The sequence below is a fragment of the Bradyrhizobium sp. SYSU BS000235 genome (assembly GCF_049747295.1).
Lineage (GTDB): Bacteria > Pseudomonadota > Alphaproteobacteria > Rhizobiales > Xanthobacteraceae > Afipia.
On record NZ_JBMHJM010000001.1, the window covers coordinates 128,200 to 145,273 of the forward strand.

Annotated in this window: 16 protein-coding genes; 8 read left to right on the forward strand and 8 right to left on the reverse strand. The window is 58.5% G+C overall.

Translation table 11 applies throughout. The annotated features are described in order from the left end of the window. Nucleotides 1-309: 309 nt before the first annotated feature. Both gspD and ACP0KA_RS00600 read left to right on the forward strand, forming a co-directional pair. Complete coding sequence (gene gspD, locus ACP0KA_RS00595) at nucleotides 310-2,649, forward strand: type II secretion system secretin GspD (RefSeq protein ID WP_424626896.1); 2,340 nt, start codon at nucleotides 310-312, stop codon at nucleotides 2,647-2,649. Next, nucleotides 2,649-3,191 carry a tetratricopeptide repeat protein gene (locus ACP0KA_RS00600; protein WP_424626897.1) on the forward strand — a complete coding sequence of 181 codons (543 nt, stop codon included), beginning with the start codon at nucleotides 2,649-2,651 and terminating at the stop codon, nucleotides 3,189-3,191. Before gspD ends, ACP0KA_RS00600 begins: the two co-directional genes overlap by 1 nt. A 46-nt stretch (nucleotides 3,192-3,237) precedes the next feature. Here ACP0KA_RS00600 and ACP0KA_RS00605 read toward each other — a convergent pair whose 3' ends face one another. The 3 genes from ACP0KA_RS00605 to ACP0KA_RS00615 are packed head-to-tail and all read right to left on the reverse strand — an operon-like array spanning nucleotide 3,238 to nucleotide 5,918. Then, nucleotides 3,238-3,975 carry an enoyl-CoA hydratase/isomerase family protein gene (locus ACP0KA_RS00605; RefSeq protein ID WP_424626898.1) on the reverse strand — a complete coding sequence of 246 codons (738 nt, stop codon included), beginning with the start codon at nucleotides 3,973-3,975 and terminating at the stop codon, nucleotides 3,238-3,240. Continuing rightward, a complete protein-coding gene (locus tag ACP0KA_RS00610) occupies nucleotides 3,948-5,120 on the reverse strand; it encodes a CaiB/BaiF CoA transferase family protein (RefSeq protein WP_424626899.1) in 1,173 nt (390 codons plus the stop codon). Before ACP0KA_RS00610 ends, ACP0KA_RS00605 begins: the two co-directional genes overlap by 28 nt. A gap of 24 nt (nucleotides 5,121-5,144) precedes the next feature. Continuing rightward, nucleotides 5,145-5,918 (reverse strand): IclR family transcriptional regulator, encoded by a 774-nt coding sequence (locus ACP0KA_RS00615; RefSeq protein WP_424626900.1) that lies wholly within the window; start codon nucleotides 5,916-5,918, stop codon nucleotides 5,145-5,147. A gap of 109 nt (nucleotides 5,919-6,027) precedes the next feature. Between ACP0KA_RS00615 and ACP0KA_RS00620 the strand changes: the two genes are divergently transcribed. The 5 genes from ACP0KA_RS00620 (at nucleotide 6,028) to ACP0KA_RS00640 (ending at nucleotide 11,672) form a co-directional block, all read left to right on the forward strand. After that, on the forward strand, nucleotides 6,028-6,984 hold the full coding sequence (locus tag ACP0KA_RS00620; RefSeq protein ID WP_424626901.1) for a D-2-hydroxyacid dehydrogenase: 957 nt from the start codon (nucleotides 6,028-6,030) through the stop codon (nucleotides 6,982-6,984). 40 nt (nucleotides 6,985-7,024) lie between these two features. Then, nucleotides 7,025-8,227, forward strand: coding sequence for a mandelate racemase/muconate lactonizing enzyme family protein (locus ACP0KA_RS00625; RefSeq protein ID WP_424626902.1), 1,203 nt, complete (start codon nucleotides 7,025-7,027; stop codon nucleotides 8,225-8,227). Between the two features lie 56 nt (nucleotides 8,228-8,283). Beyond that, nucleotides 8,284-9,249 carry a Bug family tripartite tricarboxylate transporter substrate binding protein gene (locus tag ACP0KA_RS00630; RefSeq protein ID WP_424626903.1) on the forward strand — a complete coding sequence of 322 codons (966 nt, stop codon included), beginning with the start codon at nucleotides 8,284-8,286 and terminating at the stop codon, nucleotides 9,247-9,249. 183 nt (nucleotides 9,250-9,432) lie between these two features. Next, nucleotides 9,433-10,929 (forward strand): class I adenylate-forming enzyme family protein, encoded by a 1,497-nt coding sequence (locus ACP0KA_RS00635; RefSeq protein ID WP_424626904.1) that lies wholly within the window; start codon nucleotides 9,433-9,435, stop codon nucleotides 10,927-10,929. Next, complete coding sequence (locus tag ACP0KA_RS00640) at nucleotides 10,929-11,672, forward strand: enoyl-CoA hydratase/isomerase family protein (RefSeq protein WP_424626905.1); 744 nt, start codon at nucleotides 10,929-10,931, stop codon at nucleotides 11,670-11,672. The genes ACP0KA_RS00635 and ACP0KA_RS00640 overlap by 1 nt, the downstream gene beginning before the upstream one ends. A 70-nt stretch (nucleotides 11,673-11,742) precedes the next feature. On the opposite strand, the gene ACP0KA_RS00645 is transcribed toward ACP0KA_RS00640, so the two are convergent. Both ACP0KA_RS00645 and ACP0KA_RS00650 read right to left on the reverse strand, forming a co-directional pair. After that, a complete protein-coding gene (locus tag ACP0KA_RS00645; RefSeq protein WP_424626906.1) occupies nucleotides 11,743-13,500 on the reverse strand; it encodes a hypothetical protein in 1,758 nt (585 codons plus the stop codon). A 135-nt stretch (nucleotides 13,501-13,635) separates the two neighbouring features. Further along, nucleotides 13,636-14,517: an SDR family oxidoreductase gene (locus ACP0KA_RS00650; RefSeq protein ID WP_424626907.1), complete on the reverse strand. Its 882-nt coding sequence runs from the start codon at nucleotides 14,515-14,517 to the stop codon at nucleotides 13,636-13,638. 145 nt (nucleotides 14,518-14,662) lie between these two features. Between ACP0KA_RS00650 and ACP0KA_RS00655 the strand changes: the two genes are divergently transcribed. Further along, nucleotides 14,663-15,226 carry a TetR/AcrR family transcriptional regulator gene (locus ACP0KA_RS00655; RefSeq protein WP_424626908.1) on the forward strand — a complete coding sequence of 188 codons (564 nt, stop codon included), beginning with the start codon at nucleotides 14,663-14,665 and terminating at the stop codon, nucleotides 15,224-15,226. A 409-nt stretch (nucleotides 15,227-15,635) separates the two neighbouring features. Here ACP0KA_RS00655 and ACP0KA_RS00660 read toward each other — a convergent pair whose 3' ends face one another. The 3 genes from ACP0KA_RS00660 to minD all read right to left on the reverse strand — a co-directional run bounded on the left by ACP0KA_RS00660 (nucleotide 15,636) and on the right by minD (nucleotide 17,067). Next, nucleotides 15,636-15,905: a hypothetical protein gene (locus ACP0KA_RS00660; RefSeq protein WP_424626909.1), complete on the reverse strand. Its 270-nt coding sequence runs from the start codon at nucleotides 15,903-15,905 to the stop codon at nucleotides 15,636-15,638. Nucleotides 15,906-15,967: 62 nt separating this feature from the next. After that, nucleotides 15,968-16,252 carry a cell division topological specificity factor MinE gene (gene minE / locus ACP0KA_RS00665; RefSeq protein WP_424626910.1) on the reverse strand — a complete coding sequence of 95 codons (285 nt, stop codon included), beginning with the start codon at nucleotides 16,250-16,252 and terminating at the stop codon, nucleotides 15,968-15,970. Beyond that, nucleotides 16,249-17,067 carry a septum site-determining protein MinD gene (gene minD, locus ACP0KA_RS00670; protein ID WP_424626911.1) on the reverse strand — a complete coding sequence of 273 codons (819 nt, stop codon included), beginning with the start codon at nucleotides 17,065-17,067 and terminating at the stop codon, nucleotides 16,249-16,251. Before minD ends, minE begins: the two co-directional genes overlap by 4 nt. Between the last annotated feature and the right edge of the window lie 7 nt (nucleotides 17,068-17,074).

Here is a 17,074-nt window from a genome sequence, read left to right on the forward strand (position 1 = left end):
CACCGCCGACAAGCTCTCTGTCATCGCAGGACAGGGGTGTGTTTATTCCTCCGAAGTGTGACACCTGTACGAAACATCCGAGAGGACGTTTGGCAAAACACCCGCAACAACAGTTTTTGATCGCATTACGATGAAATGGATCGATGTCAGCTTCGCCACCATGAAAGATTGTTCGTACATATCAAAATGTGGCTGCCGATCTTTTTTTGAAAATTATTACTGTCATGTTTGATCGCTAAACATTCCGTTCGTTCGACGAATTATCGCAAGCGATCAATTCGTTGCACTTCCAGTAAGAATGGCGGAAAAATGGTACGCGTCGGTCGCTCAAACCGGTACCCGACGATTGCACGCATTGCACATACTGCGTTGATGCTGATGTCGGTTGTATTCCTGACATCATGCAATTCTGCAATCGTCACCTCGAACAGCACGGACATCGATGTTCTCGACAAGGTCCGATCAATCGACATCCTTCCGCGTCAGCCGCAACAGGTGGGCATCGCGCAAGCTCGACCTGCTCAACCGAGCCGATCGGCAGAGTTCGAAGGTGCAGCTGTCACCGACGTTTCCGAAGAACGGCCCCAGCCGGTGGCAAATGGCAACGGCTTCGATCTGAACTTTGAAAACACGCCTGTCGCGACAGTCGCCAAGGTCGTGCTCGGCGACATTATGGGGACCGGCTACACCATCGACCCCCGTGTTCAAGGCACGGTTAGTCTGGTCTCGGTCAGGCCCGTTCCCAAATCTGACATTATATTTGTGCTTGAGAACGCCCTGCGCCTCAGTGGCGTTGTTCTGGTGCGCGACACGGCGGGATATCGCCTGACACCGCTGGGGGATGCGATCGGGGCGGGTCGTGTCGATGCGGCTGCGGCAAGCCCCGAGCCCGGCTACGGCATCTCCGTGGTGCCGCTGCAATACGTTTCAGCGCAGACCCTTCTTAAGCTGATGGACAGTTTCGCAACCAAGCCGGGAACGGTGCGGGCCGATTCAACGCGCAACATCCTCCTGATCCAGGGAAGCGGAGCAGAACGACGAACAGCCGTGGACACCGCCATGAGCTTCGACGTCGACTGGATGCGCGGCCAATCAGTCGGAATCTACCCGATCAACAGCAGCAGCCCTGAAACCATCATCACGGAGCTCGAGAAAATCGTCGACTCCGGCGAGAATGGCCTCAGCCAGAACGTCATCAAGTTTCAGCCCATTGCCCGCTTGAACGCGGTGATGGTCGTCACCAAAAAGCCGGCGCTGCTGCACACCGCTTCGACCTGGATCAAGCGGCTTGATCGCGCTGATACGGCGCGAACCAGCGTCCACGTCTACCAGATCAAGTACGGTGACGCGCGCCAGATGGCGCGGGTGCTGACGGACATGTTCCTCGGCGGTTCGTCCTCTTCCTCGCTCGATAACGCCGACAATCAGATCGCACCGGGATCCGGCACATCCAACACCAGCAGCGCCGACCGACTGTCACTGAACGGCAATTCGTCTTCGCAAAGTGGCTTTGCTAATCGCGGACAATCGGGCACCGGCAACACCACGCAGGGCTTTGGCGGATCAGCGGCGGCTCCCTCTTTAACCGCAAACGCCTCCCCCAATGGCGGCGGTGCGCTCGATAGTAAAGCATCGGGGTCAAACGGCCCGCCCGCGCTGCAAGGCGTGCGCATCACGCCGGACACGGTGAACAACACCCTGCTGATCTATGCGGATCAGCAAAACTATCAGGTCATCGAGGCAACGTTACGTCAGGTCGACCAGCCCCAGCTGCAGGTTGCAATTGACGCCACCATCGCGGAAGTGACTCTGACCGATGAACTCAGCTACGGCGTACAGACCTACCTGACGAGCCACAACCTCGGTCTCAAGCCGAACACCGGCTCAATCCTCAACACCCAGGCGGCCACCGCGCCGGCCACCACCACGGACCCAGTCACCGGCGCGGCTTCCGTCGCGGGATCCGTCACCAACGCCTTCATCAACCGCGCATTTCCCGGCTTTAATTTCCTGATCGGCTCCGAGACGCAGCCAAGCGTCATTCTCGATGCTCTGCACGCGGTCACCAGCGTCAAGGTGTTGTCGAACCCCTCGCTTGTCGTCATCAACAATCAGCCGGCGACCCTTCAGGTCGGCGACGTCGTTCCGGTCTCCACCGGTAGCGCGACTGTCCTGACGACGAACAATACGGTCGTCAACACCATCGACTATCGCAACACCGGTATCATTCTTCGCGTTGCCCCCCGTATCAGCGCGAACGGCAACGTCAGGCTCGACGTTGAGCAGGAAATCAGCAATGTCTTGCCGGCAAGCGCCAACAGTCTGACACCGACGGTTTCGGAACGACGGGTCAAGAGCTCGATCTCGGTTGCGACCGGCCAGACCGTGCTTCTGGCGGGATTGATCAGCGAGCAGCAGGACGGCGGGCGGAACGGTATTCCGCTGCTCGACCAGATTCCAGGTTTGGGCGATGGCTTTGGCCATCAGGACAAGAAGACCACGCGCACCGAACTGATCATTTTTATCCGGCCGCAGATTATTCGTGACAGCACGGATGCCCACTTTGTGGCGGAAGAGCTCCGCTCAAAGCTGCGCGGCAACATCGGCGCAAGCCTCGTGAACCACCCCCACGGCCCGAGGGCGGATTGATGGTAGGAGCCTGGAATTCGGCAGAGCGCACAGGCCGAAAATTGATCTCGCTACGAGTGCTGGTCAGCTGGATCGCCCTGTCGTTCTTGAGTGCGGCGACGATCGGTATTGCACATGCCGGCGATCTCGCACGCAGCAATGCCGCCTATGCCAGACGTGACTATGTTCGCGCGGCAAAGGCCCTGTCCCACGCCGCGCGACGTGGAAATCGAGAAGCACAAGGTCGTCTCGGCTTCATGTATGAAAATGGCCTTGGTGTTCCCCAGGCCTATGATGCCGCCGCCTCTCTTTATATAGACGGTGCCAGGCAGGGCGATCCTTTCGCGCAAAGCCGGCTTGGCTTGATGTACGACAAAGGCCATGGCGTCCCACAGGACTTCGTCCTCGCCTATAAATGGCTCAATCTCGCAGCGGGACGCGCGTCACGACGGGAGCGGGATTTCTTTCTCCGGCTTCGGGATGCCGTGTCGTCGAAAATGACACCCGATCAGATTCTCGAAGGTCAGAGAATGGCCTTGGATTGGCGGCCTGGAGAGTGGTGATCCGTCCGCGCCTGCTTAACAACGGTTCGCGTCTCGCACTCCACACTCAATGCCCGGCGCGATAGCGTGCAATCCGCTCATGCAATCCCGGCGCGCTGACCGAGCGAACAAGCTCAGCCAGATCGGTATCGTTGTTCTGCGGCGACGTCAGATGCAGAATGCGATTGCGCACGGTCTTATCGAGGTGCCCGATCTGCGCGATGATCTCGTCGGCCTTGATACGCAGAGCATCCGGCTCTACCAAATCGGTCAAAAGTCCGATCTCAAGCGCAGTGTTCGCATCGATCGTCGTATTGTTCAGCAAAATATCCCGCGCGGTCTGTGTCCCGACCAGTCGGGCCAGATGGCTCGTCCCCAGTGCGACGCCAAACCGAAAGCCGGGGAAGCGGAATTTCGCCATATCGGATCCGACCCTGTAGGTGCAGGACGCGGCAATATCGGCCCCTGCCCCCATCGCCGCCCCCTGTACGAGCGCGATGCTGACAAACGATGATTGCCGCAGCCGTTGCAAAAGCTGTTCGATGCGCGTGAAACGCAGCAGCAGATCGCCGTGGGACGCGGTTTCATAGCCGGTGAAGTCAAAACCGCCGCAAAAGGCTTTGCCGTTCGCGGCAATGACCACAGCGCGGCAATCTTCATTCTCCGCTTGTTCGATCCAGCCAAGCAGCTGATCGACAAGGTCAGCGCTCAGCGAATTGGCTTTGTCGGCCCGGTCGAGCGTCAGGAAGCGGACACCCTCAACAAGCGGCGATGCAATCACGTACTCTTTGCGCGCGTGGTCCATTCCTTGAAAACCTCTTCATTGTGCTCGCCAAGACCGGGCGGTGCCTTTGTGATCTGGTAGTCAAAATCCGAGATCTTGACCGGAAATCCGACGGTCTTGGTCGTCGCGCCATTCGACACTTTGATCGAATGCACGAGGCCCAGATGTTCGACCTGTTCATTCGAGAGAATTTCACGATAGTCCAGCACGGGCGCACAGGGGATGCCTTTGGCGTCGAGCGCTGCAACCCACTCATCCGCATTCCGCGTCAGAAAGATCGGCTGCACAATCGCAGAGAGTTCTTTCTGGTTTCGCGCGCGATCGAGCTGCGTGACGAACCGGGGATCGTCCGGGAGATCCGGCCGACCGACCACATCGCAGAAATCACGCCACAGCTTGTCGTTGCCGGCGGCTACCGTGAACGGCCGGTCTTTCGCATCAAAGCCCTGATAGGGAGCGTTGCGCGGATGCGCCGCCCCGAGCCGCTTTGGCGCGATGCCGGTGCCGAAAAATTCACTGGTCTGCAGCGCCGCCATGCCAATCAACGAACCGAGCATCGAGCAGTCGATATAAGCGCCCTGTCCGGTCTCTCGTGCCTTCATGATCGCGGCCAACGACGTAAACGCCGCATAGAGCCCCGCGCCGAAGTCACCAATGGGGACACCGCATTTGACCGGCGCCCCGCTCTCCTCTCCTGTGACACTCATCACGCCGCTCATGGCCTGTACCGTCACATCGAACGCGCCCTTCTGGGCGTAAGGACCGGTCTGGCCATATCCAGAGATCGAACAGTAAACGATGCGCGGATTGTGCTTGCGAAGCTCTTCATAGCCAAGGCCGAGCCGTTTCGGCACGCCGGGGCGATAGTTCTCGACAAAGAGATCGGCAGTGGCAACCAACGCATAAAACCGCTTCATGTCCTCCGGGTTCTTCACATCGATGGTAATGCTGCGCTTGTTGCGATTCACCGACGTGAAATTGCCGCTGACGGGCTCGCCACCCTCGCCCTTGATGGCCGGCGGCCAGTTGCGCATCCCGTCGCCGCCATCCGGTCGCTCGACCTTGACCACGTCAGCGCCAAGGTCGGCAAACAGGCTCCCCGCAAAGGGGCCCGCTGCGATCTGCGCGAATTCCAAAACACGTATTCCGGTGAGAGGACCGTTCATTGATTGACCTATGATGATCTGGACTTAAGCTGTTTTGCGGGATGAGTAAGCGTCGCCTGAATACCCAAGCGCCCGCGAGATGGAGTTCGCAACCCCGATCACCTCAGGTGCCTGATCGCGCATAAATGTCGGCTTCATACGGGTGGCCGGTCCGGATATCCCCACTGCACCCACAACCTGCCCTGACGAGTCGCGGATAGGCGCTCCCACTCCGCAAACACCCTCACGCCATTCACCGCGATTGATCGCGTAGCCGACCTGCCGAATGCGCGCGAGTTCGCGCTTCAGTTCTTCGGGGTCTGTGATGGTGCGCGAGGTATGCTGCTCGAGGGATTTGCACACACCAGCAATTACCTCTTCGCTCTGATACGCGAGAAGGACCTTGCCGGTCGCCACACAATAAGCCGGCGCACTCTTCCCGATCTGGCTGTAAGCTCTCACAGGTTGAGGACTGTCGATCTTGTCGATGTAGATGATGACGTCTTCAATGAATACCGACAGATGCACCGTCTCGCCGGTCTTATCCGCCAGCGTCTGCAAGAATGCGCCCGAGACGTTCTTGATATCGACCTTCGCCAGCACCTGAGAGCCAAGCTCCCACAGCTTCAGCGTCGCGGAGTATTTCCCGCTGTCACCAGTGGACTGCGCAAAGCCGCACGACACCAGCGTCTTCAGGAGACGATGAGAATTGCTCTTGGTCAGACCCAACTCGCGCGCGAGATCGCTGACTCCACGCGGGCCCTCGGACGAGGCGAGAGCCTGGAGCATTTTCATGCCTTTGAGAAAAGTCTTTTCCATCTCGTTCTAATATTTGGAACACCTATCCAACATTTAGGATAGACAGACAGGGCTTTCGTCGTCAATAAGTGAGTGAGGCCCAGAAGAGGCCAGACGAGGTGGGAAGCGAATGCTTGTTGAACCGACTATTCTTTTCGGTCACGTAGCGTATCAACTTGGCGACGCCTTCAAGGCGCGCGGCAATCGAGAGCGTTATATCGAGGTGCGCAGCATCGACGACGTCGAAGCAAAGCTGCACGACGCTGATGTGCTGGTTGTTTCCCGCTTCTGGCGCAATGAATGGATCGAGCGCGCCGAACGTCTCAAATTTGTTCAAGCTGTCAGCGCAGGCACGGAGCAGTTCGACCGCGCCCGCCTCGCCGCCCGCGGTATTCGCCTTGCGAGCGCTCAGGGTGCCAACGCCGGAGCCGTCGCCGAGCATGCCATCGGCCTGTTGCTGTCACTGAGCCGCCATCTTCATTTCGCCCGCGATCGGCAGCGCGAGCATCTCTGGCGTCCGATGATCAGCGATCCGAATGTGCGCGAACAAGAACTCAGTGGCAAAACGATTGCCATTGTTGGGCTTGGCGAAATCGGCCAGCGCATTGCCGTGCTGTCCAAAGCGCTAGGTATGCGGGTTATCGGCGTAAACCGGTCCGGGCGCGCACCTCAGGGCATCGATTCCATCCGGACGATTGATCGCCTCAGTCAGATCCTGCCCGAGGTCGACGTTGTGGTGCTCGCCTGCCCCTTGACTCCAGATACCCAAAACCTGATCGGTGGCCGACAATTAAAGGCAATGAAGCGCAACGCGTTCCTCATCAACGTTTCACGTGGCCGTGTCGTCGATGAGGCTGCGCTCATTGAGGCGCTTGCTGATGACATCATCGCGGGCGCAGGCCTCGACTGCTTTCATGAAGAGCCGCTTCCAGCGTCATCTCCCCTCTGGGATTTCAAGAACGCGATCATCACACCCCACAGCGGCGGCGAGACACGAAGCTATGAAATCCGCGTCATCGATATTCTGACCGAGAATCTCGGGCGGCTTGCGCGCGGCGAAACGCAACTTCGCAATCAGGTCGTCTGACGCCATCGAGACAACCAAATATGTAAAAGGAGCTCGACCGATGAAGGTCGCTGAAATCAAAACCCTTCGATGTGATGCCGGCTGGCGAAACTACCGTTTCGTCAAGATCACCACGGATGATGGTGTTGTCGGATGGAGTGAGTTCGATGAAGGTTTCGGCTCGCCTGGTGTCACCTCCGTCATCGAACAACTCGGCCAGCGCCTGATCGGCCAGGATATCCGCAATCATGAACGCTTCTTCGCGGAGGCCTCCGCGCTCACGCGTCCCGCCGCGGCAGGTGGCATTATCGGCCAAGGCATCGGTGCAATTGAAAACGCGCTCCTCGACGCCAAGGCCAAGACTCTCGGCGTCCCTTGCTACGAACTGCTCGGCGGCAAGATTCGTGACCGTGTTCGTGTGTATTGGTCGCATGCGCCATCATGGCGGATCAACCACCCGCAGTTTTTTCCGCCCGCCATCACCGATCTGGAAGGGGTCAAGAATATTGGAGCTGAAGTCCGCGCCCGCGGCTTCACGGCCTGCAAAACCAACATCTTCATCCATGACGACGGCCCAGTGCGCGCATGGCGCCCCGGATTTGGTGTTCCGTTCTATCCCGAACTGAACGTCGATCGTGCGGTCATCCGCAATCTGAAAAGCCACCTGCAGGCGCTGCGCGACGGAGCTGGGCCTGACGTCGACATCTTGCTCGACCTCAACTTCAACGCCAAGACCGAGGGCTATCTCAAAATCCTGCGCGCGCTCGAGGACATGGACATGTTCTGGGTCGAGATCGATACTCACAGCCCGAAAGCACTCGGCTATATCCGGCAGCACAGCCGCCTTCCCATCAGCTCGTGCGAAACGCTGATCGGCCTGCGTCAGTTCCTGCCCTATTTCCAGGAACAGGCCATGGACGTTGCTATTGTCGACGTGCCGTGGAACGGCGCTTGGCAATCCATGAAGATTGCAGCACTCGCCGAAGCTCATGAGGTGAACGTCGCTCCGCACAACTTCTATGGCCATCTGTGCACGATGATGAACGCGCACTTCGCAGCGGCCGTCCCCAATCTTCGCATCATGGAGGTCGATATCGACCGCCTCGCCTGGGACAAGGAGCTGTTCAGCCACGAGCCCGAATTCGAGAATGGACATCTCGTCATTCCCGATCGTCCGGGATGGGGCATCGATCCGGTCGAAGAAGCAATTCTAAAACATCCGCCCAAGGTGACGGGCGGATTACTCCAATACAAAAGATCCTGAAAAGGGACGCACGACAAAGTTCAATGACAAAAAACAAAACTAGGTGGGAAACAATGATGTTGAAGCACTGCTGGGTCGCCTCGGCCCTACTGGCGTTCAGTCTTTCTGGTCCTGCGATCGCCCAAGATAAATACCCGGATCATGTGGTCCGGATCGTCGTTCCCTATACTCCCGGCGGAACGACAGACGTTGTCGCCCGCGTCATCGCCAACAAGCTGAATGCCCGTCTTGGACAGCCGTTCATTGTCGACAACCGTCCGGGCGCCGCCGGCATGATCGGCTCTGACGTTGTGGCGAAGTCACCCGGCGACGGATACACTATCCTGATGGGATCCGTTGCGAATACCACGATCCCGGCGGTTTACACACACGTCCCCTACGACCTCAAACGTGACTTGGTGCCGTTGTGTCAGGTCATCTCGATCCCCAACTTTTTGGTGGTTAGCGCCGAGTCGCCCTACAAATCCGTGGCCGATCTCGTCGCTGCCGCGAAAGCAGCTCCCGGAAAGTTTTCGTTCGCGTCGTCAGGAGCCGGCGCGAGCCCTCATTTGTCCGGCGAGCTTTTCAAGGTCATGACCGGCACCGACATGCTGCACGTTCCTTATAAAGGCAGCGGCCCGGCGCAGGTCGATCTGATGGGCGGCCGCGTGACGATGATGTTCGACAACGCCTCGCTTCCCCTGATCAAGGGCGGAAAATTGCGCGCGCTCGCTGTGAGTTCGCCGAAGCGATCGACCGCAGCACCGGACGTGCCGACCGTGGCCGAAGCTGGCGTTCCGGGTTACGCGGTCACATCGTGGTACGGGCTTTGGGTTCCGAAAGGAACACCGAAGCCGGTCATCGACATGCTTGACAAGAACATCGCCGAAATATTCGCGGACAAGGATATCCAGGCGAAAATGCTCGAATTCGGCGGCGACACTGACGTCGCTTGTGGCGACAAATTTTCCGCCTTTATCGATAAAGAGTTGGCGAAATGGAGCGACCTCGTCAAGAAGGCCAATATCAAGATCGATAACTAGAGCACATTCGGTTCTGATTGAATCAGAACCGAAGCTATATTCTTGTGTTGACGCGTTTTCTTCACGCGAACCGGTAGAAAACGCTTTAGCATGAATTGACCAGAGCGACCGGAAGCCAGCGCGCTTGCTTCCGGTCCGCGCTGCGCGAACCGGGCGTCAATTCATCAGGAGACCGCGCGCACGATGGATATCGTCACCCCCATTTTCAGACAGGCTGCGACGCAGGGTAATGCACCCGCCGTCACCGATCACTCACTCTCGCTCAGCTATTCCGATTTGCAGTGCGAGGTCACACGGCTTGCCGACTATTTAAGGTCGCTCGGCATCGTTCCAGGCGACCGCGTGATGATGATCGGAGAAAACAGCGTAGCGCTCGCGGTCCTGATCCTCGCCGGATCGCATGCAGGCGCAACGATCGTGCTCGAGAATGCACGGCGCGCGCCCCTCGAGATCGATGCCATCACGACGCACTGCCAGCCGAAGCGCGCGATCTTCGTCCTCGCCCATTCGACCGATGCCAGAAAGCACGCCGAACAGGCGAACGCTGACATTCGTTCAGACGCCGTGATCGGTGACTTTGCCGTCAGCGCAGAAAGCCCCAAAGGCAGCTCAGCTTCCGACCAAGATACGGGATTGGCCGCCTTCATCTACACGACCGGCACAACCGGTACACCCAAAGGCGTCATGCTCACCCATGGCAACCTGTGCTTCATCGCATCGATGATGGGCGAGCTGCGCGAGATTGCGTCCAGCGACAAAGTCTACTGCGTCCTTCCCATCACCCATGTCATGGGCCTCGCCTCCGTTCTGCTGGGATCACTGCATTCCGGAGCCCATGTCCATCTGCGCCCGAGATTTTCCGCCAGAGAGTGCCTTGCCGACATCAACGCGCTCGGCATCACCGTGCTGCAGGGCGCGACCGCCATGTTCGCCAAACTGACTGAACAGGCTCACCTCGACAAATGGCAGCTCGCAGCCCGAATGAGGTTCATGGGCGCTGGCGGAGCGCCCATTGACACGACGGTCAAACGAAACACCGAGCGACTTTTTGGCGTCGTACTTCAGAACGGCTACGGACTCACCGAGGCCGCATCCATCTGCTGGACTCGCTTTGACGAAACCTATGACGATGATTCTGTGGGCCGTCCACTCCCCGGCATGGAATTGAGAATTCTCGACGATAACGGCCATGCCGTGGCGGATGATACTGTCGGCGAATTGTGGGCGCTCGGGCCGAATGTCATGCGCGGCTATTTCCGCAACCCGGAGATGACCGAGAAGGTTCTCACCGTCGACGGCTGGCTAAACACACAGGATCTCGCACGACGGTCGCCGGACGGCCGGATTTACATTGTCGGACGAAAGAAGGACGTCATCATCCGTTCTGGATTCAAGGTCAATCCGCTTGAAGTCGAGACGATCCTCAATCGCCATCCCGGCATTGCGCATTCGGCGGTCATCGGCCGAAAGGCAGAGGGCAACAACGAAGACGTCGTTGCCTTCGTCGAGCTCGTACAGCCATTGACCGCCTTGCCCGATGACCTTGAACGGCATCTGCGCAACGCGCTGTCAGCTTACAAATATCCAAACGAGATCATCGTTCTCCCAGCCCTGCCGCTTGCGCCCAACGGCAAGGTGCTCAAGAACAAACTGCTGGAAACTGCGAAAGGTTTGACGTGATGAGCGATCCAGTTCTCTACGAAAGCGCAGACGACATCTGCACGATCACATTGAACCGCCCTGCCAAACTGAACTCCATTGATGAAGCCACCGAACTCGCCCTGGCTGACGCCTGGCGCCGCTTCAATGCGAGCAGTGACCGCGTGGCAATTCTCACCGGCGCCGGCCAGAAGGCGTTTTCGGTGGGAAAAGATCTGAATTCATCTTCGATCCCGGACTACCGACGTTTCACGCCGGGCTTTGATATCGAGGTGAGAAAGCCGATCATTGCCGCCGTCAACGGATGGTGCATCGGCGGCGCGCTGACGCTGGTGCAGATGTGCGATCTCTGTATCGCAACAACCACCACACGCTTCATGTATCCCGAAGCTAAGATCGGCTTTGCCGGCGGCTTGATTGCGGGACTGGCGGCCCGCATTCCCCACAAAGTCGCGATGGAAATCATGCTGCTTGGCGAAGAGTTCTCGGTCGAGCGCGCCCATCAGGTCGGGCTCGTCAACAAGATCGTTCCCGAGGACGAACTCATGTCCGCCGCGAGAGCCTATGCACGGCGCCTTGCCGACAACGCACCTCTGGTACTTGAGATGTTCAAGATGTTCGCGGGCGAAATCATTCCAAGCAGCCCCATGGAACGGGCAAGCCACGCCATGCGCGTGGTTGAAAACATCATGGCAAGTGACGATTTCCGCGAAGGCTTTGAAAGCAACCGCGACAAACGCCCAGCACGGTTTACAGGAAAGTAATGCCGTTAACATGTAACGGCGTTGCCAAATTCATAGGTTGTAACGACGAACTCGCGACTTGCTCCACCAATCAAGGTTTTGGCGTGATCCGGAGATCCGTATCCGGCTTGGGGATGTTGCCCTCCCGGATCAGCGGGCGTTCCCGCCATTCCTCTCCCATGAGCGCAAGATCGCGTGCACGATCAAGCAACACTTCAAGACGCGCCTTGCTGTCCTGACGATATGAGGACGGATCCTCGGCGTAACGTTTCAGAAACGCGTCAAAGCCTTCGGGTTTTCCCGGTAACGTCTCATAGGCCGTGACGACTTCCTCCAGCGTCTCTTCCATACGCGCCATTGCCACTAGAAATCGGCGCCAGCGATGGTCATCCAAGTCAAAGGAGGTGCACAGAATGTCTCCCGCATCTCGCCCATACTCAGCAAGCTGCTTGATTGTGTCATCACTCATGGCGAGATTGAGGCCACCCTCATTCGGCACGAGACCGATATGGACAATTCGCTCTCGATATCCCGGCAAGGTGCTCTGCAGATTGTCCTGCCAGTCCTTGACTGAATCGATCAGCCGCATCAGAAATCCGAGTATTCCCTCAATCGGTTCGAGCGGAATATTGATGCCGCTGATGGCCTTCGCGGGAAGCCAGACGCGGCCATCTCCACGATCCCGCTTTTCGTCATATCGATCGAGCGATATTGCGAAGGTCGGAGTGTTGGGAAGCAACCGGTCAAAAAAGTGAATGGGAAAATTGCTCGACAGGCCACCATCACTGAATAGACAGCGCCGCAGGGTGTTCTGCTCTTCCTCGGTGGCAAAGGTAAAGTCTCGACGCCACAGCGGTACTGCACAGATCAGCCCGGGAAAACTCAGGCTCATCCGCGCAGCGACGGTCAACGGAAGGTGGCTAGCGTCGGGAAAATAGTAATAGTCTCCCGCCTCACCTGATGCCGGCTCGAAGCGCTCACAGTTATCGACGAGATAAGTCATGACGTATTCAGGAAAGAGATTCGCCCATTCACTTCGCTTGAATAGAAATGCTCGCGGGTGTGAAAACGGCATCGTGTAAGGACGACGCTCCATAAGACTGGTCGTCATCATCGCAAGCTTGATCGGCGGACGGTCACCCGGAGGCGCCAACAAATCGCCGAACGAGAGCGGTACCTTTCGATCGGCAACACCAGCCGTTTCATCGATCAGCCGTGCCAGCCAATCGGTAAATCCTTCGTCCTTCGTGTTCCCTTGGCGAAGTCCAGGACACAGTCCGAAATCATTCACAGGCAAGTCGTCGCGGATCGCTGCGACGAGACGATAGGAAACGGCGGCGACGAGCCCTCCGATGCCGAGGATCACACCGCAGACAAGGAATCCCGCGCTCGCGAAGCCTAGCCAGGCAATTGCTGCGAGAAGTGCACCAGGCGCTGCGCCGACGATGGCCGCGAACGGATACCCGGTTACCGCAGCTGCCAGTACGCCACCCCATCGACCGAGGCTGCTTTTTGCGGAGAGCAACGCGATAAAGATGCCAAACAGCGGTTGGAGTGGCGGCGCTGGTTGAAACAGCGACAGCAGCTTCGGCCCTATTTCACTCGGAATTGTCTCAAGCCGTTCAAAACCTGCGCCGGGAACGGATCTGCCATACTCCGCTGCTGCCGCCGCAGCGGCGGCAATGGCACCGGCCGATGTCCCGCCGATATTGGAAAAACGGAATTTCTTGGACAGCTCAACAAGCGCGAGCGGGTAAACGACCCCGCTTGTAATGCCGCCCTTGAGAACGATGTCACAGAAACTCGCAGGTAATTCGTTGACTTGGGCATTCGACGATTGTGTTTTCATTTCGCCCTCGCGATTAGAAACTCAAGTCCCGAAAATCAGTCCGATTCAATCATATTCCAACATGCTTCAATGACGATACAGAGACGCGTCCGCCCGATCGGCGGCTGCGCCTCTTCGTGCGCGCCTATCCCAGCGCTATTCCGCCTCTTCGAACCAACGCGATTTCTGGTCGTTGTCCGGGCCATCGGCAAAGTCTGTCGAGAACGCCAGTTCGCGTTGCGCTTCCAACGCCGCCAGCCGCACTGAGAGTTGCGCATGCATCATCTGGTAGGCATCGCCGCCAAGCGCGATGCGGCGCGGCGCCGGATTTTGCTCGACACTGGCGATCATCGCATCGACCATCTTCGCTGGATCGCCGGGCGATTGATGAGTCCTGTCCGTGAGAATGCGATTGACCATCCGCGACGGTGACACGTCATAAGATTCCAGCATCGGCGCCACCCGGGCACTGCGATAGCGAAAATCCGTCCGCGCGCCGCCGGGTTCGACGAGCGTGCAGCCGATGTTGAAGACCGCAACCTCCTGCGCCACGGCTTCGATGAATCCTTCGATGCCCCACTTGGTCGCGTGATAAAGCGAACCACCTGGAAAGGTGACCTGTCCGCCCATGCTGGACAGCTGAAGGATGCGTCCACCACCCTGGGCCCGCAAATGCGGAAGCGCGGCGCGGATCAGCTGGATCGATCCGAGCAGGTTGGTGTCGATCTGATGCTCGATGAGCTCGTCGGTCAACTCTTCGGCCGCGCCCATGAGACCATAGCCCGCGTTGCTGACGACGACATCGATGCGGCCAAACGCGGACCACGCACGATCGACCACGCCGCGGATCGAGGCTGTGTTGGTGAGATCAAGCTCGGCCAACCACAGCCGATCGCCATACTGGGCTTTCAAACCGTCAACCGCCGACAGGTCCCGCACCGTGCCTGCGACATCGTCGCCCCTGGCCAATAACTGCTCAGCCATCACGCGTCCGAATCCGGTACTGATCCCGGTAATCAACCAGCGCTTCTTCGTCATGCTCAAGTCCTTGGTTCAAATCAGATAATCACGCGCGCACCTCCGGCGGCTGATGGACAATGAGCCATCGGCACGCTACACATCCGGAGGACGCCTCCGATTAAATACGGAGGCATCCTCCGTTTTTCAAGAGGAATAATTCTAAATGGCCGAGCGCAAGCCCCGCACGGATTCCCTGCGCAACCGGACCCGCCTTCTGGAAAAGGCCAAGCTGGCATTTTCCGAGAAAGGATCAGGCGCGAGTCTTGAAGAGATCGCGCGTGCAGCCAATGTCGGAATCGGTACGCTCTATCGTCACTTCCCCACACGCGATGCGTTGATCGAAGCAGTGTATCGCCAGGAGAGCGAACAACTCGTCGGAGCGGCCACCGAGCTTGCCAAGACGCACGATCCCCTCCCGGCGCTGCGTGCGTGGATGCTGCTGTTCGTGGACTTCATCGGCACCAAACAGGGGATGTCCGAAGCGCTCAATTCGATCGTCGGCGGAACGTCCGATCTCTATTCCGCCTCGAGTTCGCACGCGAAAGAGGCGTTTGAAAAATTGATCGCGCGCGCGGTGAAAAGCGGAGAGATTCACTTGACGATCGATCCGCTCGATCTGCTGCGCTCGTTGGCCGGCGTTGCCAACATCAATGCCGGACCAAACTGGAAGCGTAACGCCAAGCGGCTTGTCGATATTCTGCTGGAAGGCGTACGCATACGCGATTGAAGAGCAGTCGTAAGGTAGCGACCGCTAAGGCATGGTCAAATCAGACAGCTTGGTACTTAAGGCACCGCGCCGACGCCCATCCCGACGCCGCCATTGAAACGGACGCAATTGTCCGAACCGGGAAGACGCGTGAATCCTGCACCAAACTGCGCACATGACGTTTCCCGGTGTGGCCGTATGATCGGTTTCTGAACTTGTGTCCGGTGGCGCGTGACTTTGCCATCACGCGGCTCTTTCGGCGCAGCAGCAGCAGACATAGACGTCAACGCCACGGCCGCAACCGGCAACACAGCAATCAAGATAAAGGAGCGATGCATCATCCCTCCCTTATATCAGACTTTACGGGGGGCTTTCACCTCCCAGCGCGCGATCATGGAACTCACATCGCAACGGCCAGCCCGCTGGGCTTTTATTGACTCGTGCCGACACCAACGTCGATCCCGCCGCCGATACGAACACAAGTATCGGAGCCGGGAGCGCGTACAAAGCCCGCCCCGAACTGCGCACATGATGTCGCCTGACGCGGCTTGGCAATCGGCCGATCAGGTGGCGTGGTTACACGCTGGCGTGGGGTTTTGCCGCCAGGCGGCTCTTTCGGTGCGGCGAAAGCTGGCATGGGCGCCAACGAAACGAGCACAGCCAGCAGCACCGAAGCGAGGACTATAGGGGAACGAACCATCATCCCTCCCCTATATCAGACTTCCCTGCCGCCTTCACGTCCCAACGTGGGACCCGATGAACTCACACCACCACCGCCAACCGCCGAGGCTCGACGCCATTCGGAAGTTCAATGTCGACTTCAAGCGTCGAGACGCTTTCGCCGCGATCCATACGGACCACAACTCTTTCCGGATCGAGATCGACATGGCGCGAGACCACCGCAAGGATTTCCTCGCGCAGGATGTTCAAGAGATCCGGCTGACCGCGCAGGCCGCGTTCATGCGCGAGAAGAATCTGCAACCGTTCCCGTGCAACCGGCGCGGACGCCGAACGGCCGCTGAGGAGCCGCCACAGATTCATGCTCATGCAGCGGCCCTCCGTCCGAGCAGTCGGTTCATGAAGCCTTTGCGTTCGGTCGGCACCACCATGGCGATGGATTCACCCATCAGGCGGCGGGCTGCATCGGTGTAAGCCTTGGCGGGAGCGCTCGCCGCGTTGTTGAGCGTGACAGGCGAACCGACGTTGGACGCTTTCAAAACGTCCTGGCTCTCGGGAATGATGCCGAGCAGCGGCGTCGCAAGGATCTCCAGGATGTCGTCGATATTGAGCATCTCGCCGCGCGCCGCACGCGAGGTGTCATAGCGCGTAATGAGAATGTGCTTCTTGATCTGCTCGCCCTTCTCCGCCTTCACGGTCTTGGAGTCGAGCATGCCGATGATGCGATCGGAATCGCGCACCGACGAGACTTCGGGATTGGTGACAATCACCGCTTCGTCGGCAAAGCGCATCGCCATCGTTGCACCGCGTTCGATGCCCGCTGGGCTGTCGCAGAGAATCCAGTCGAACTTCTCGCGGAGCTCATTGATGACAGCCCCGACCCCCTCGTCGGTCAGCGCATCCTTGTCCCTCGTCTGCGACGCGGGAAGCAGCCACAGATTGTCGAGGCGCTTGTCGCGGATGAGCGCCTGCGAAAGCTTGGCGACCCCGTGCACCACGTTGATGAGATCGAACACCACGCGGCGTTCGGCGCCCATCACGAGATCCAGGTTGCGCAGACCGACATCGAAATCCACGACCACGACTTTCTCGCCCAATTGTGCGAGCGCAGCACCGAGTGCGGCAGTGGACGTTGTCTTTCCAACTCCGCCTTTGCCAGACGTCACGACCAAAACTTTGGCCATTCCTACC